Raw genomic sequence first — 16240 nt, forward strand, 5'->3', positions numbered from 1 at the left:
CTTGTCCCCGAAATCAACATCAAGCTGTCGTTAATCTGGAACAACGGCTTGGTAATTAAAGAACTATAAACTCAAGCAAACAGAGGATTCTCGGTCATGACAGCCAAGAAACACATGAGCGAAGTTCCAATGATTCAAAGGGTAGCTGCTTATCTAGCAATTCTAGTAGGCTACTTTTTCTATTGTTATAACTTTGTAATTATTGACTACGTACGCCCATACATCGTTGAAGCATATGACGGCATCAGCCTGTCAGATACTGCTCAGTTCTACACTTGGCAGTCAGTGGGTGCGTTGATTGGTGCGCTTTCATGTGCATGGTTCGCAACTAACTTCGGTAAGAAATCGACTCTTATCGCGATTACTGCTCTAAACGGTGGTGCAACTATCATCAACATGATGTTCACCGACTACACAACTTGGGCAGCGATGCGTTTCATCATCGGTCTTTCTCTAGGTGGTTACTTCACAGTAGCGGTAAGCCTGATGATTGGTCTGTTTAACCCAACTGTTCGTGGTAAGTTGACGGCATTTGCTTCTTCTATGTTTTCTGTTGCTCTAGTTGCAATGGGTGCGTATGCAGCATTTATTACTAGCATTGATGCACCTTGGCAGAGCCTAATGTGGGTTGGTGGTGTTCCACCGCTAGCTGCAGCTGTGCTCATGATCTTTGTTCTGCCAAGCGATAAAAAAGTAATCGCGTTCGGCGAAGAAGAGCAAGCTAAAGCATCTGAAACTGGCGAAGAGCCAGTGAAGAAGGGCACTTGGGGCGAAATGCTAAGCAAGCCTTACCGTACTATCACTATTACCTGTCTACTTCTTTCAGGTCTTAACTTCTACGGTTTCCAGTTCTTCGGTGGCTTCGTAACGACTTACCTACGTGAAGTACGTATGTTTGACGGCGCAACTATCGGTCTAATCTTCTCTATCTCTGCATTCGGTTCACTATTCGGTGCATGGTTCTGGGGTTGGGCATCAGATAAGTTCGGTCGTAAGGTTAACGCATTCGGCTTCATCCTAGCGGGTATCATGGTTTCAATCTTCTTCATCGCACCAGGTGATGTAGTGATTGGCGGCCTAAACATGCTAGCTATCCTAGGTCTGATTTATAACTTTGGTCTGTCTTCTTCAGCGGTATGGGGCGGTTACTTCTCTGAGTTGTTCCCAGCACACCTACGCAGCTACGGTGCAGCACTGTTCCACGGTGGTCGTATCATCGGTATGTGGGCTCCAATGGTACTTATCTTCATCCAAGAGCGTACCGACCTACAAACAGCAATGTGGGGTTCACCAATCGTTTGGATCATCGCAGGTCTACTATGGCTAACACTGCCAGAGACTCTAAAAGGCGGCGTGTTCTACAAGAAAGACAAAGCTGAAACTGCGAAAGCTTAATTAGTTATTAGGGTGGAAGATCCCCGATAAGAGACTTCGGGGATGACGGGAACGGTTGAAGCAATGTACTAACGTACTTACAACTGTCATCCCGGCCTTGAGCCGGGATCTCCCAGAACACCGACGGTGGAATACCCCTTGGGGATTACGAAACCAAACCGATACAAGACGTATCGAAAAACCTACCACGGACAAGGTAATCAAGATTCAGGAAATGGCTGACAACCGTCAGTGGTTTCCGACCTAAACATAAAGACAGCGCCTCGGCGCATTTAATAGAAGGGTTTTTAACCATGTCTAAATATCAAGAAGCAAAACGCATCGTTCGTGAATATTTCGATGCAATGGAAAACGCAACTCACGAAAACGTTGCAGAAGTACTAAAAGCACACACTTCAGAAGACTACCTATTCCGCGGTGTTTACCCGTTCCGTGAGCAAGAAGGCGCACAAGCAGCAGCTGACGTTTTCTGGTCTCCTCTAATGAAGTCAATGACTCGCATGCAGCGTCGTCAAGACATCTTCATCGGTGGTGAAAACGAAGTGACTTCTGGCGAAATCTGGGTAATGAGCATGGGTCACTTCATGGGTCTATTCGACGCTGAGTACCTAGGCATGCGCCCAACTGGCAAGATCATGAACCTTCGTTACGCTGAGTTCAACTGTGTTGAAAACGGTAAGATCACTAAGACTGGTCTATTCGTTGACCTACTAGGCATGATGGATCAAGCGGGTGTTTACCCACTTCCACAATCAACTGGTCGCCACTTCACATACCCTGGTCCACGTAACCACGACGGTCTACTGTTCGAAGATGCTGCTCCTGAAGAAGGTCAAGCTACTCTAGACCTAGTAAACAAGATGGTTGCTGACCTATCTGCTCTTAACGACAGCGGAGCTATGGGTTGCCCACCAGAAGTACTAGCTAAGAGCTGGTCTGAAGATATGATCTGGTACGGCCCATGTGGTATCGGTGCATCTTACACCATCCCTCGTTACCAGCAGCAACACCAACTTCCTTTCCGTAACAACCTGAAAGACAAGAAGTTCAACGGTCACGTATGTCGTTTCGCAGAAGGTAGCTTCTCTTGCTTCTTCGGCTGGCCGAACCTATCTAACACGCCAATCGGTGGCTTCCTAGGTATGACTGGTGGTGAAGTACGTGCAGACATGCAAGTAGTAGACGTTTACTACCGTGACGGCGACAAGCTATCTGAGAACTGGGTTCTAATCGACCTACCTTACTGGCTAAAACAACAAGGTCTGGACGTATTCGAACGTACTCAACAGATCATGAACCCTTCACTATAAGATGAAGTTTCTTGAGCCATTTTCCGGATGGCTCGAGATTGCTCCCAACAGGTGCCTCTAGTCTGAGGCACCGCTTTCAAAACGTAGAAACATTTTTCGAGCCCATAGCGCACGGACAGCCTCCCTATACCTGAAATTTGCCCAACACAGATTTTTATCGCTCGATAAGTGGTTGAGAAAAACAGATGAAAAAAACAAATATTAGCCTGCTAGTTCTAGCGGCTCTGACCTCTACTTCAGCTTTTGCAGCACACACTTGGACTAACGAAGCAGGTGACACTCTAACAATTGATGGTCGTTTTGACCTACGCTATCAAGACCGTGGTAACGGCGACGAAGGTGAGTGGAACAGCGGTTCTTCTCGTTTCGGCCTAAAAGGTACTATGGGTCTAGACAACGGCTGGACTGGTTTTGGTCACGCAGAGTGGGGCTACAACTCTGGTGCTAACGGCGACAACATCTATGACCGTCTTCTATACGCAGGCGTTGAGCACGACAAATACGGTAAGATCGCTGCAGGTACTAAGCAATGGTCTACATTCTACGACGTAGCTTGGTACACTGACCTTGGCCGTGTGTTCGGTACGCGTGGCTCTGGTGTTTACAACCTTGCAGATTGGGGTATCGCATCTGGCGCAGGCCGTGCTGAAAACTCAATTACTTATCGTAACAGCATTAACGAAGACATCAGCTACGGTTTCACTTACCAGACTACTCGTGAAAACGTAAAACTGGCTTCCAATGCAGAAGTTACTCTTAAAAATGGCATCAGTGGCTCTCTAACTTACAAAGGCTTCGAAGGTTTCACTCTTGGTGCTTCGTATCTTCAAAATGAAATTAGTGCAATCACTAAAGGCGCTGTAGCTGGTATTAAAGACGGCGACCACATGCGCATCATGCTTCTTGGTGCAAACTACACCAATGGTGGTTTCTACGCTGGTGCAACCTTCCACGTAGGTGAGAACTGGGAAGCGGTTTCTCAGGGTGCACAAGACATCATGATGGATACCCTTGGTGGTGAAATCTACACTTACTACCACTTCGAAAACGGTCTGCGTCCAACGCTTATCTATAACTACATGGAAGACCGCGGTAACGAGACAAACGGCTACGAGCGCAACCTGCTAGTACCTGGTCTTGAGTACCACTTCACTAAGAACAAATTCCTTGTATGGACTGAATACCAAATTGATCTAGGCAAAGACGAACTAGTTGGTAATCAGTTTGAAAATCGTGATGACCAGTGGGCAGCTGGTATCCGTTACTACTTCTAATTTTCCAAAGTTAGAACGCGCTCAGCCCCAAGTGTCATGCTTGGGGCTTTTTTGCCATCTTCTTCAACGAGATAAGTTGGAGTAATGTGTTAAAATTCTCAATATCGCACTGTTATTTCAATGAAAATGTCTAATAAAACAACAGTTACATCAAAAGACGTCGCAAAGTTGGCAGGGGTATCCCAATCCACGGTTTCACGTGTATTTGTCGCGGGCAGTTCGGTTTCAGAGAAAACTAAACAAAAAGTCTACGAGGCAGCCAAAGCGCTTAACTATCGTCCAAACGCGTTCGCACGCAGTTTGACGACTAACGAATCCAAATTGATCGGCGTGGTTTTCCCCGACGCAGACTACCCGATCCACATGAAAACCCTGCAACGCATCAGTATGGAGCTGCAAAGCTATGGCTATTCTGCAGTTCTTATTCCTTGGCAGGTTACGGATGATAACCAACACTCTATTCCCAACATCTTCCAGTACCGTGTAGATGGTGTGATTGCCGCATCCGCGACCTTCAACACCGCGCTGTATGAAGAGTGTGAAGAGTTCAACATTCCAGTTGTGCAGTACGCGAGGGTTGTAGAGGGCACCAAGAGCAGTTTTGTAGTAAGTGATAACTACTCTGCCGGCCAAATAGCCGCAAGGCACTTCCATGCCAAAGGCGCAAAAAAAGTGGCCTATCTTACTGGTGAGGTTCCAACAGTAACCAATACCGAACGTACATCAGGTTTCTGCGACGAGTTCAAAGACCTGTCAGGTATTACTCCTCAGGTTATAGAGGCAAATTACGACTACGCAGATGCCATCCCAGCCATCCGTAAAATGCTTTCAAACGGCACTAAACCAGAGGCGGTATTCTGCGCGACGGATAACCTTGCCATGGCCGCAATGGATATTGCTCGTTTCGAGTTTGGATTGAAGATACCAGAAGACTTTCAAGTAATAGGCTTTGATGATATCCCACAAGCCAAGTGGCATAGCTACAAGCTCACTACCTTTAAGCAGGACTTTAACCGCTTAGCGAAAGAGGCAGTGAAGATCTTGGTAGACCAAATAAAAGAAGGTGACATGAGCCGAGTGAAGCTTATGGTGCCGGTTACTTTGGTTGAGAGGGATACTACGCTTTAGTACTACTGATAGAGCTTACTCTTGGATCAGTTGGTAACTTAAACTCACCAACTAATATTGTCATCCCGGAATGCTGAAGTGCCCGCTTAAAGTTAGACATTTCTCTTAAGCAACTTTCAAGGCTTGGTTTCGATATTCTATCGGAGTCAGGCCTTTCAGTTTCACTTTGATTCGCTCAGTGTTGTAGTAATGGCTGAGTTCCTTTTGGGAGCTTGTTAATCGCAGCTTTCAACATATCTAGTACCAGCGGAAGTCGAACATGTTTTGTCACCTGATAAGACACCACTTCTTGATTGAAGAGGTCGATGACAGGTGATAGGTAGACCTTCTGTCCTTTGACCTTAAACTCTGTAACATCAGTAACCCACTTCTCATCTGGCTTGGATGCAAAGAAGTTTCGGTCGAGCTTATTCGGTGCTGCATAAGCTAACTCTCCTTTATGGGAGCGATACTTTTTCGGTCTAACAGTGGATTTAAGTCCTAGCTCTCTCATTAATTTGTAGACCGTTTTATGGTTTATTTGAATGCCCCTATTTCGCAAGGTCCAGTAGATACGTCGATAACCGTAACGACCTTTATGCTGATAAAAGATACGAGTAATAAGCTCACGCTCACTAGCATAGTTCGAGGGTTTCTGAGCCACCTTTACTTGGTAGTAAAACACACTCCGAGCAAGTTTTATCGCTCGCAATAGGTACTTAAGAGGATGATCAGGCTTTAGAGCTAAAACAGTCAGCGCTTTTTCTTGGTTTGTTCTTCTTTTTCCAGTCTTAGCTCCTTCAACTTTTTTAAAACCGCATTCTCCGCACGAAGATATAGAAGCTCCTCTAATGTCATCTCATCGTCTGGTTTGTTGGTAGTGTGCGATTTGGATTTCATAGTGGCTCGTCCTCGCGATCTTGGCTCAAGCCCTACGACACCAGAGTCTTGGTACTGGTGAAGCCACTTAGATAAAGCAGATGGAGTAGAGAGGTTGAGCACAGCACTTGTTTTATTGATCGACCAGTTGTTTTCCCACATTAGGCATAAAGCGTCGAACTTCGCTTTCGCTGTTGTGAGGTGTTTATGAAGAAACGCTTGCTCGCCATTCTCTTCATAGACACGCGTCCAGTATCGTATTTGTCTGGAGTTGACATTAAATATCTTAGCGAGTGCTCTATACGATATTCCGTCACTGCATTGCTTCGCTACCGATAGTTTAAACTCTCTGCTGTATTTCGACATAAAAAGACCCTCAATAATTGGTTGTCCAACTATTGGGGGTCAGTTCATGCCGGCCCAGCGGAATTTGCGTATGCAAATATCCGGGATCTTTAATTCGATTGTAGCTAAAGATACCGGATAGACATTCCATGTCTTCCGGCATGACGCCTGATTTTTTACTTTTACCTTTCTGATTACCAACCCACAGCATTACAAAAAGTATCAAACACCCCACCATAAGTCGTAAATCTGCCACCTGTAACACACCAAACTCCCATTCTCTCCATACTTGAATTTCGGTCCATTTCTAAAACGGAGTCGCAATGAAAACGTCAGCCAAAATTACAGTGGAGGGAGCTATCGATGAGACCACAGAACAAGAAAGCTCCTGCGAACAAAAAGCACTCTTTATAAATGCCTATTCAGCTAGTGAACAGGCAGTCGTTTATGTCCTAGCTTCTAAAGATCAGACCTTCTTGCATGTCAGCTCAACGACAAACCTACAAGAAACCATTTGGAATCAGAAACTTGAAGTACAGAAGTCATTGGGATTGGTATTTCTGGTTCAAAATCTAGTTTATTACGAGGCTGCTCAAGATATTTCTACTGCGAGAGAACGAGCAAAAGAGATTCTGGGGTGGCCTGAGTGTGATATTCGCGTATTGGTGGAGTCGGTTAACCCTAAGTGGGAGGATTTGTTTAACTACTTCTGAGAGTGGTTTGAGCGGGATGAAGATACCGGATAACTGTTGCACCGTTTCCGCTGAGCCGGCATTCCGGCATGACGCCGTGAGGAATGGTTATCCTTCGGCTCAGATTTGGTTTACTCCGTTTTGTGAATCGAAAGTGCGTTAGGGCTTTTTCTAGCTACATTCTTGCCATCGATAAGTCGTAGTCCCGGAATTTGCATCAGCAAGTATCCGGGATCTTCGACTTACTGACTTTAAATCAAAGTCAGTAAGTAGTTCAGGAGTTTCAGACAATGGAAAAACAACCTTGCGTCTAAATCCTAAGTTCAATAAACAAAAAGGTTCTATACGTTGGTGTTACATCTGATTTAACTGGAAGGATTTGGCAACACAAAAACAAAGTCGTCGAAGGTTTCACTCAAAAGCATCATGTGAATAGACTGGTTTACTTTGAATTACATTCCTCAATGGTAGAAGCAATACTGAAAGAGAAACGATTAAAACGCTGGCGTAGGGTGTGGAAGGATAAACTGATTTCTGACTTTAATCCTAAATGGAAGGATTTGAGCTCGGAATTGTATTAAGTATGTGGTTAGAGATTCGGGATAAACACCGTGTGTTTTCCGGAGTAACGGTTTTGGTTTTTTTGTATAGGGCGACATCATCCCGAAATGCGAAGCATATCCGGGATCTTTAGTAGCACATTACCACTCGGTTCAGAATCCATGCTTTTGTAGATCAGGAACCTAATCGCTTTGAGGTATTGAGAACTCACACTTCTAAACCATACCAACTTCACCCAAAAACCACTACCAAACTCTACCTAGGTTCATTACACTGGAATTATCAACAAGTTAAAGTGGTCAAGGAAGATGCGCTTTAGTAAAACTCTGCTTATCCATGTTGGGGCTATTAGTTTATACCTGTTGGGTGTTGCCGCATGGGGCTCAATATTCTATTCAGATGTGCAGCCGACTATCGTTAATAGTGCTATTGGCGTGGTCGTTTGTTATTTCGCATGCTTAACGCTTTTACCAAAACCTAGACCTGCTATCTTAAAACAAAAGCGATATCAGGTTTTAGCTGTCTTATTGGGTTGTTACTGCATTCAAATAGTCCTGATTGCTTTTCTGCGTATTGACTACTCAAGACCAATATTGCTCTCTGGTTTCATTTTTAGCTTCGTTTGGTTAGCGGGATTTCGTCTGTTTCAAATTAGAAGCATGGGGCTTAAGCTTCATAGCTTTAGTAGTGTAGAGAGCTCGCTTTTTTCTGATTTTGAGAATGTTCACTTAATACCGACTGGCAAAGAAACGCTAGTTACGAGTATTGGCTTGGGAGTCGTTTCAGACTTCCATAAACCTCTTAGCGATAATGATAAGAGGCTCTTAGCAGAATGTAGCCTACATGATATCCCCATATACCATGCTGATTTGTTGCTTGAGCGACTATCTAAAACTGTCGAAACAGAAAAGCTCAACCCAATAAGCATTTCTTTATTTAATCCAAATCCTATATATCTTAAAGCAAAGCAAGCAATTGAAACCTCGCTTGTTCTAATAGCTATACCTTTATGGCTCCCGGCAGCTTGTATCATTACCTTTTTAATTAAAGCCTCTGACCCAAATGAACCTGCTTTGTTTAAACAATTGAGAACGGGTTACAAGGGAAAAAGGTTCTCCATGTATAAGTTCAGAACCATGTCTTCAAGTGAAGATGAACATGAATCTTTTGCTACCTCACAGCAACATAGAGTCAGTAAGTTAGGTGGCTGGCTTCGTAAGACTCGTCTAGATGAAATCCCTCAGTTCGTAAATGTACTTAAGGGCGATATGTCTTTGGTAGGACCGCGCCCAGAGCAACCAGGACTGGCTGAGCAGTTTCAGCAAACCATCCCATTTTATGGTTACAGGCACTCGGTAAAGCCCGGGATTACTGGATGGGCTCAAACTGAACAAGGTTATACCGATGACGAAGATAGCACTTCTACCAAGCTCTCCTATGACTTGTATTACATAAAAAATCAAAATATCCATCTAGACCTGTACATTTTGATCAAAACCCTAAGTGTTGTATTGCTAAGAAAAGGTATCTAGGCTAGTCGGTACTCTAAGAACCCTCCCAAGCGTGTAAGAATCTATAGCGGATACTTAGAGTTTTTCCCTTCTAATAATTCCCTTGTTTGTTGAACTGAAAAGTATCCCCTTACAGTTAACTCGAACAACTTTCAAGATAGAGTTCATCTTTTTGTAAGCTTACAAAAGTTAATATAATGCCAATGCATATTAAGATTGACATGTATTGAGAAACCTGATGAATATAAGTCATTCAAATTACGTAAGTTTTTTTCAAAAAGTTACGTAATTTAGAGCATTTCGCCTAAGAATATGTGATTTGGTTCAAAAAATGCGTGCAAGTTGTTCGTTAAAATGTCATCAAGTAACGATAAATTACTTACCAATATGCGCCAATATAGCGTTCTTTTTCTTGTGGAACTTAACTAGTTCCCGTAGAGTTTGCACGTCACAAGTTTATGCTCATTTGGTTGCATAGGTGGTAAAGCCGAAGTAATTTGATTTCGGCGAAATATTCGTCAGTTCAATGACATAAAAAGAAAATTTAAACGTACCGAATCGTGGAATTTCGAATAATCCTCTGGGCGGTAGCGTGTCAAAAGTGTGAGATTTGTGTAAAATCCCACCCAAACAACTCTAATTAATACTATCCATGAAATCGAATTTGAAAACGGTATTGCCTTTAGCGACCTTGCTAATGCTTTCAGGCTGTACTGTGCCTGGCTCACACCTACCGACCGACGACAAGCAGGTCATTAATACGGCTAAAGATGAAGACCAGATGACTGAGCAGGAGAAAGCGAATACTCCTGTTGAGATCGTCAATGTATACCCACTGACACCATCATTTGTAAATCGCTATGGCAATTTTGCTGGTGGCGATACTATCCACTCGTTGAGTAACCCAGCACTTGATGCAGAGATCTCAAACTATGAGTATGTGATTGGTCAGGGTGACATCCTAAACATTACTATCTGGGACCACCCTGAGTTGACAATCCCTGCGGGTTCATACCGTAGTGCGGAAGAAGCGGGTCACTGGGTCCATGCCGATGGTACTATTTTCTACCCTTATATCGGCTTCGTTAAAGTAGCGGGTAAAACGGTGACTGAGGTTCGTAAAGAGATCTCAAGTCGTCTGGCTCGTTATATCGAAAGCCCTCAGGTAGACGTAAACATTGCATCGTTCCGTTCTCAAAAGGCTTACGTAACTGGCGAGATACGCCAACCGGGCTATCAACCACTTACGAATGTGCCTCTTACTTTCCTAGATGCGATCAACCAAGCAGGCGGTCTTACCGGTGATGCTGATTGGCGTAATGTGACGCTTACTCGCAGCGGTAAATCTGAAACTCTCTCTTTGTATGATCTAATGCAAAATGGTGACCTAACTCAGAACCGTCTACTTCGTCAAGGTGATATTATCCATGTGCCTCGTAACGATGCGCAGAAGGTATTTGTGCTTGGTGATGTGAGCAATCCGTCAATGATTAAGATTGATCGTAGCGGAATGACTCTAACCGAGGCGTTGAGCTCTGTCGGTGGTATTAACGAATTGGCGGCTAACGCAACCGGTGTGTTTGTTGTCCGTAGCGGTGACCGAGACAAGCAACATGAAGAGTACCTAACTCAAGTTCGTGAAGATGCGATGACCGCTGAAGAAAAACAACAGCGCGAAGAACAAAAGCAAGAACTTGCTCAGCAGGGTAAAACACCTCGTCCAGAAAGCATTACTGCGAACGTGTATCAGCTAGATATTAGTGATGCAACAGCACTTGTGACCGGAACTGAGTTTGAACTACAACCTTACGATGTTGTTTATGTAACTGCCGCGCCAATTGAGCGCTATAACCGCGTTCTTCGTCAGATTCTACCTTCTATCCAGGGCTTTAACGAGCTAACTGAAGGTGCACTGCGTATCCGCAACTGGCCATAAGCTAAAGGTTAAAAGGAATTTCTTTTGTTTAATAAAATCCTTGTTGTTTGTATCGGCAATATTTGTCGTAGCCCTATCGGTGAAGAGATCTTAAAGCAAGCTTTTCCGAACAAGCAGGTGACATCTTCTGGTTTAGGCGCCCTGGTAGATAAAGGGGCTGATGAAAACTCAGTTCAAGTATCGGCTGCGCATGATTACGATTTATCAAGTCACAAGGCACGCCAAATCACCTCAGAAATGATTGCTGAAAATGACCTTATCCTAGTGATGGAAAAAGGTCATATTGATGCGATAACCAAGCTAGCACCTGCTGCACGAGGGAAGACCATGCTTTACGGACATTGGCTAAACAAAGAAATTCCAGACCCTTATAAGAAAAGTTACGAAGCATTCGAGCACGTCTATGACTTGATAGACAAGTCCGCCAAAGAGTGGATTAAGCGATTATAAAAAGCTTCCAAACCCTATTTCTGATAGCTGAAAGCCTAAAGCGGACAGCTAATACATAGAACCTATTACTGAATTTATTAAATCCATGACCCAAAACAACCGTCCTAATCGTACACAGCAACCCCCACAGCCAGATGTAATAGACCTAGGTAAACTGCTTGGTCTTTTGTTAGATGGTAAATGGATTATTATTTGCACCACCTTTATTTTTGCCGTTATCGGCGTTACCTACGCTTTATTAGCTACCCCTATCTATAAAGCGGATGCGCTGGTTCAGGTTGAGCAGAAAACATCAGGCTTCCCAGCACTAAGTGAAGGCTTGGGTGAGATGTTTGCTCAAGAATCACAAGCATCTACTGAGATTGAGATCATCAAGTCTCGTATGGTACTTGGTAAAACCGTAGATAAATTCAACCTTACTATTGTTGCCTCTCCTAAATACCTACCAGTTATTGGTAAAGGCCTTGCTCAGCGAATGGGCGAAGAGGCTTTCATCAAGGTTGAGCGTTTTGATATCCCTGATTACGCGCTAACTGGGGGTTACCAAATTACTTTGGATGATCCAACTACCGGTGCGTTTTCTCTTACCAACTCAGATGACCAATTGGTACTGAAAGGCAAAGTAGGGGAGTTGGCTCGTTCAGAAAATGGTGAGTTTTTGCTGTTTGTGTCTCAACTTGTGGGCAAGCAAGGCCAAGAGTATGGTCTAGGCAAACGCTCTAAATTAGATGCCATCCAATGGTTGAACGGCTCGCTTTCAGTTTCAGAGCGTGGCAAACAATCAGGTATTCTCTCTTTTGGTTTTGAGGGTGAGAACAAAGCGCAAATTATCGACCTTCTTAACGACATCGCGAACAACTACTTCCTACAAAACGTTGACCGTAATGCAGCAGAAGCAGAAAATAGCCTTGAATTTCTTCAGGAAAAATTGCCTGAAATCAAAGCTGAGCTGACAGCGAATGAAGATGCACTAAACAAGTATCGCCAGGACAATGAATCTGTTGACCTTGGGCTAGAAGCACAATCAACACTTAAAGTAATGGTTGAGCTTGAAGCACAACTGAACGAGTTAACCTTTAAAGAAAGTGAGCTTGCTCAGCGCTTTACGAAGCAACACCCTGCTTATGTTGCTGTGCTCGAAAAGCGTAAAACACTAGAAGCTCAAAAGCGCCGCCTTGAAGGTCAAATTAAGCAACTTCCAAAGACTCAGCGTGAAGTACTTCGTCTAACTCGTGATGTTGAAGTGAACCAACAAATTTATCTTCAGCTTCTAAATAAGTCTCAAGAGCTAGCGATTGTTAAAGCAAGTACTGTAGGTAACGTTCGTATTCTTGATGGCGCCGAATCATATAGCGCACCAGTTAAACCTAAGAAGCCTCTGATTGCAGTACTAGCTACGCTTCTCGGTGGCATGCTGAGTGTTGCATTCGTGCTACTTCGAGCTGCTTTCCACCGCGGTATTGAAAACCCAGATCAAATCGAAGAGCTTGGCATTCCTGTTTACGCAACGATTCCAAAGTCTGCCCAGCAAGAGAAGATCGACCGCCAACTAGCGAAGAATCGTTCTCGTAAGAAACTGGTGTCTGCAGAAGAGATGCTACTTTCTAGCGTAAACCCAGCAGATCTATCAGTAGAGGCCTTCCGTTCACTCCGAACCAGTCTTCACTTTGCCATGATGGAAGCGAAGAACAACATCATTATGATTACTGGCCCATCTCCAGCAATCGGTAAGTCGTTCGTTTCAGCAAACTTTGCAAGCATCATCGCAAGTGCTGGCCAAAAAGTACTTCTGATTGATGCAGACATGCGTAAAGGCCACTTGGGACGCGGTGTTAAACTGGATCACGACAACGGCCTCTCTGATTACTTAGTTAATGACAACGAGATCAACGAAGTAATTAACTCAGGACAGGTAGAGAACCTAGACTTTATTGCAAAAGGTAAAACTCCGCCGAATCCGTCCGAGCTTCTGATGCACAAACGCTTTACAGAATTGTGCGAGTGGGCGAGCGAGAACTACGACATTGTAATTATCGATACACCACCGGTACTAGCGGTAACAGACGCAGCAATCGTGGGGCGCCAAGCAGGAACTACACTGATGATCACGCGTTTCGCGAAGACAGCTCCAAAAGAGATTGAAGTTTCAATCGACCGCTTAGAACAAGCTGGCATCGAAACTAAAGGTGTAATCCTAAACGCAGTAGAGAAGACAGCTTCAAGCTATTACACCTATGGCTACTACAATTACTCTTATAAGAGCGAATAAGTTGGCACAGAAATAGTTGTCCTACTTAACGTCATCCCGGAATTAGCAATGCAAATATCTAGGATCTGGCTAAGCAGTCAGATACGTTGTTTAGCTCAATAACGACAAAGGCTAAATAGAGACTTTCTCTAATTAGCCTTTTTAGTGCCCGTTAGAAGAACCTATTGGGGCACTTTTTGCAAAAGTAGCAAAACCAAGGCTTTACAAGGGATTGTCTGCAACGGACTGTCTCAAAATGAATGAAAAGTGTCTCAGGCAGCGATGGCAGAGGCAATAAAAATCAAGAAACAATTCTCCTGTAATAATGAAACAGTTTTTAAGTGAGTTAATTATAAATATGATAAATAAAATAAAAAGAAACTTTAATAAAATAAAATATAAGATTTTTAATGTGTTCGGTAGTGAGGATTATACTCAATTTATTGTTTTAACACGCTCGCGTACAGGTTCCAATATGCTAATATCTAGGCTAGATTCTCACCCGAATATAAGAGCTGAGGGAGAAATATTCAATAGGCTAAATGGAATAGATTATAATAAAAAATTAAGAGATATACATGGAAAACAATCACCAAATATTAAAGCGTCTGGATTTAAAATATTTTACTATCAACCACTTGATATGCCCGAGAGTAAGTTGTGGGATGAATTAAAAAATAATAGTAAACTAAAAGTGGTTCAGCTTTGCAGGAAAAATTTACTAGAGGTGGCAGTATCAAGAAAAATCGCGGGACAAAGTAACGTTTGGGCTCAAACTAAAGACATTAAAAAAACAAAGAATAGTGTAACTTTCACATTTGATGAATTGAAATCTGACTTTGAAAATACAACTGGTCAAGAAAGCAAAGGTTATCAAGATTTCGAAGGTAAAATATATAAAGTTTATTATGAAGATCTTGTCAGTCAAACTGATGAAGAGATGAATCGTATATTTGAATTTTTGAAAGTTGAAGAGTGCAAAACAGGTACTTTATTAAAGAAGCAAAATAATCAAACTTTAAGAGAAGTAATAGTTAATTATGACGACCTCAAAGATAAATTTAAGGGAACTCAATGGGAAAACTTTTTTGTTGATTGATTTATAACGTAAGTTTTAAAGAAGTACCAAATTATTTATAATTAATAAGCTATATTAAAAGTATAATATAAAATAGAAGGTTGGAAGATAGCAGCAGTTTAATATAACTACTTGCTCTAATTAGTATGAATGATGTAAAACAACACGTTCCGATCTATAAGAAATTTTTCGGAACATTCGGTGTTATGCTGATAAGTAAAACTATAGCTGTAGGTGCTGGGGTTATCTATGCGCGCTATTTAGGTCCTGAACAATTTGGTCTATATAGTTATATACTTTCGATAATCACTGTATCTACTCTTCCAATAGTCGCTGGTTTACCAAATCTGTTAACGAGAGAAGTTGCAAATTACCAATTAGAAAAAAATTGGTCTAGATTACACGGTGTAATAAAATGGTCTCGCTTGTATGTATTTACTCTATCCATACTTACAATAGTGATACTTCTTTTAGGAATTTACACGGGGTTTTTTGATACTATAGTTAGCAGTTTAATCATTATTGGTGTTTTTCTTGTGCCAATAAGAGGTTTATTAACTCAGCAAAGCGCGATTCTTAATGGTTTCAGGTGCCCAATACTTGCACAGCTTCCAAGTCAAATAATAACTCCTTTTATAACTTTAATTTCTCTATGTCTTATCATTTTGTTTTATAAGGTCGATATTAAAGCTGGAGAGTTGTTGTCAATCACAGTATTTTCATCTCTTGTAGGATTGCTTTGTAGCTACAAATTCATAGTTAGGGCTATCAAACATAAAGCTAGGGTTAGTGAAGCAAAGTATGAGATCAGGAGCTGGCACAAAGCTCTATTGCCTTTCACGATGTTAGCATTTATTGGTACGTTGAATACGGAAATAGTTAGTGTTCTTATAGGTTACATAGTGGGCCATGAGCATGTCGGCTATTTTAAGGTTGCTATGCAAGCAATTCTGCTTGTGTCTTTAGCTTTAACAGCGATCAACACCGTTATTATGCCAAATGTAGCGCGTCTTTATAAAAAAGGCGACCTAGTAAGTACACAACAACTACTTACAAAAAGTGTTCGTTTAAGTACACTAATTTCACTGCCTATTATATTATTTCTTTTAGTTTTTGGAGACACTGCTATAGATTTCTTGTTCGGAAGTGAGTATTTACCGGCATACCCAATTCTGATAGTACTTTGTATAGGCCAACTTTGTGGAGTTTGCATGGGTTCAGTGGGGCTTGTGCTAAATATGACAGGCAATGAAAAGGAAACGCTGAAATTCATTATAATTACGCTATTACTAAATGTGATTTTGTTAACTATACTTTTACCGCATTTCGGCGCCCTTGGTGGTGCTTATTCTGTATCTATTTGCTTAGTGTTTCTTAACACTACGTTGGCAGTTAAAACAAGAAATATTACGGGACTGAAAACTTGGTTTGTTCTTAAATAAATTTGTTGGTAA

16 protein-coding genes are annotated in these 16240 nt (G+C 42.5%); 12 read left to right on the top strand and 4 right to left on the bottom strand.

From position 1 onward, the window contains the following. Window positions 1–96 precede the first annotated feature (96 nt). From Pcarn_RS18475 to Pcarn_RS18490, 4 genes are all read left to right on the top strand, one after another. Entirely contained in the window at window positions 97–1395 is a 1299-nt protein-coding gene (locus Pcarn_RS18475) for an MFS transporter (RefSeq protein ID WP_261835793.1), read from the top strand. A gap of 293 nt (window positions 1396–1688) precedes the next feature. Next, complete coding sequence (locus tag Pcarn_RS18480) at window positions 1689–2705, top strand: nuclear transport factor 2 family protein (protein WP_261835794.1); 1017 nt, start codon at window positions 1689–1691, stop codon at window positions 2703–2705. 185 nt (window positions 2706–2890) lie between these two features. Further along, complete coding sequence (locus Pcarn_RS18485; protein WP_261835795.1) at window positions 2891–3979, top strand: porin; 1089 nt, start codon at window positions 2891–2893, stop codon at window positions 3977–3979. Window positions 3980–4105: 126 nt separating this feature from the next. Next, complete coding sequence (locus tag Pcarn_RS18490) at window positions 4106–5107, top strand: LacI family DNA-binding transcriptional regulator (protein WP_261835796.1); 1002 nt, start codon at window positions 4106–4108, stop codon at window positions 5105–5107. 105 nt (window positions 5108–5212) lie between these two features. On the opposite strand, the gene Pcarn_RS22180 is transcribed toward Pcarn_RS18490, so the two are convergent. Genes Pcarn_RS22180 through Pcarn_RS18505 form a run of 4 tightly spaced genes read right to left on the bottom strand, consistent with a single transcriptional unit; the run spans window position 5213 to window position 6575 of the window. After that, on the bottom strand, window positions 5213–5272 hold the full coding sequence (locus Pcarn_RS22180; RefSeq protein ID WP_390904512.1) for an integrase core domain-containing protein: 60 nt from the start codon (window positions 5270–5272) through the stop codon (window positions 5213–5215). 10 nt (window positions 5273–5282) lie between these two features. Then, on the bottom strand, window positions 5283–5939 hold the full coding sequence (locus tag Pcarn_RS18495; protein ID WP_315972705.1) for an IS3 family transposase: 657 nt from the start codon (window positions 5937–5939) through the stop codon (window positions 5283–5285). Next, window positions 5840–6331: a helix-turn-helix domain-containing protein gene (locus tag Pcarn_RS18500; protein ID WP_261835797.1), complete on the bottom strand. Its 492-nt coding sequence runs from the start codon at window positions 6329–6331 to the stop codon at window positions 5840–5842. The genes Pcarn_RS18495 and Pcarn_RS18500 overlap by 100 nt, the downstream gene beginning before the upstream one ends. Before the next feature lie 10 nt (window positions 6332–6341). Then, window positions 6342–6575 carry a hypothetical protein gene (locus Pcarn_RS18505; RefSeq protein ID WP_261835798.1) on the bottom strand — a complete coding sequence of 78 codons (234 nt, stop codon included), beginning with the start codon at window positions 6573–6575 and terminating at the stop codon, window positions 6342–6344. 58 nt (window positions 6576–6633) lie between these two features. On the opposite strand from Pcarn_RS18505, the gene Pcarn_RS18510 reads away from it, so the two are divergent. The 8 genes from Pcarn_RS18510 (at window position 6634) to Pcarn_RS18545 (ending at window position 16228) form a co-directional block, all read left to right on the top strand. After that, complete coding sequence (locus Pcarn_RS18510; RefSeq protein ID WP_261835799.1) at window positions 6634–7023, top strand: GIY-YIG nuclease family protein; 390 nt, start codon at window positions 6634–6636, stop codon at window positions 7021–7023. A 305-nt stretch (window positions 7024–7328) separates the two neighbouring features. Continuing rightward, window positions 7329–7583, top strand: a complete 255-nt coding sequence (locus tag Pcarn_RS18515) for a GIY-YIG nuclease family protein (RefSeq protein WP_315972706.1) — start codon at window positions 7329–7331, stop codon at window positions 7581–7583. A 288-nt stretch (window positions 7584–7871) separates the two neighbouring features. Further along, complete coding sequence (locus Pcarn_RS18520; protein ID WP_261835800.1) at window positions 7872–9095, top strand: sugar transferase; 1224 nt, start codon at window positions 7872–7874, stop codon at window positions 9093–9095. Between the two features lie 631 nt (window positions 9096–9726). After that, complete coding sequence (locus Pcarn_RS18525; protein WP_261835801.1) at window positions 9727–11010, top strand: polysaccharide export protein; 1284 nt, start codon at window positions 9727–9729, stop codon at window positions 11008–11010. Between the two features lie 24 nt (window positions 11011–11034). Next, entirely contained in the window at window positions 11035–11460 is a 426-nt protein-coding gene (locus Pcarn_RS18530; RefSeq protein ID WP_261835802.1) for an arsenate reductase/protein-tyrosine-phosphatase family protein, read from the top strand. 85 nt (window positions 11461–11545) lie between these two features. Next, on the top strand, window positions 11546–13729 hold the full coding sequence (locus Pcarn_RS18535) for a polysaccharide biosynthesis tyrosine autokinase (protein WP_261835803.1): 2184 nt from the start codon (window positions 11546–11548) through the stop codon (window positions 13727–13729). Between the two features lie 304 nt (window positions 13730–14033). Beyond that, on the top strand, window positions 14034–14807 hold the full coding sequence (locus Pcarn_RS18540) for a sulfotransferase domain-containing protein (protein ID WP_261835804.1): 774 nt from the start codon (window positions 14034–14036) through the stop codon (window positions 14805–14807). Window positions 14808–14932: 125 nt separating this feature from the next. Then, window positions 14933–16228 (top strand): flippase, encoded by a 1296-nt coding sequence (locus Pcarn_RS18545; protein ID WP_261835805.1) that lies wholly within the window; start codon window positions 14933–14935, stop codon window positions 16226–16228. Window positions 16229–16240 lie beyond the last annotated feature (12 nt).

The sequence above is a fragment of the Vibrio ishigakensis genome (assembly GCF_024347675.1).
Taxonomy (GTDB): domain Bacteria; phylum Pseudomonadota; class Gammaproteobacteria; order Enterobacterales; family Vibrionaceae; genus Vibrio; species Vibrio ishigakensis.

Coding starts and splice junctions, on each gene's coding strand:
- Pcarn_RS18475 (WP_261835793.1), top strand. CDS start 97: ATGACAGCCAAGAAACACATGAGCGAAGTTCCAATGATTCAAAGGGTA.
- Pcarn_RS18480 (WP_261835794.1), top strand. CDS start 1,689: ATGTCTAAATATCAAGAAGCAAAACGCATCGTTCGTGAATATTTCGAT.
- Pcarn_RS18485 (WP_261835795.1), top strand. CDS start 2,891: ATGAAAAAAACAAATATTAGCCTGCTAGTTCTAGCGGCTCTGACCTCT.
- Pcarn_RS18490 (WP_261835796.1), top strand. CDS start 4,106: ATGTCTAATAAAACAACAGTTACATCAAAAGACGTCGCAAAGTTGGCA.
- Pcarn_RS18500 (WP_261835797.1), bottom strand. CDS start 6,331: ATGTCGAAATACAGCAGAGAGTTTAAACTATCGGTAGCGAAGCAATGC.
- Pcarn_RS18510 (WP_261835799.1), top strand. CDS start 6,634: ATGAAAACGTCAGCCAAAATTACAGTGGAGGGAGCTATCGATGAGACC.
- Pcarn_RS18520 (WP_261835800.1), top strand. CDS start 7,872: ATGCGCTTTAGTAAAACTCTGCTTATCCATGTTGGGGCTATTAGTTTA.
- Pcarn_RS18525 (WP_261835801.1), top strand. CDS start 9,727: ATGAAATCGAATTTGAAAACGGTATTGCCTTTAGCGACCTTGCTAATG.
- Pcarn_RS18535 (WP_261835803.1), top strand. CDS start 11,546: ATGACCCAAAACAACCGTCCTAATCGTACACAGCAACCCCCACAGCCA.
- Pcarn_RS18540 (WP_261835804.1), top strand. CDS start 14,034: ATGAAACAGTTTTTAAGTGAGTTAATTATAAATATGATAAATAAAATA.
- Pcarn_RS18545 (WP_261835805.1), top strand. CDS start 14,933: ATGAATGATGTAAAACAACACGTTCCGATCTATAAGAAATTTTTCGGA.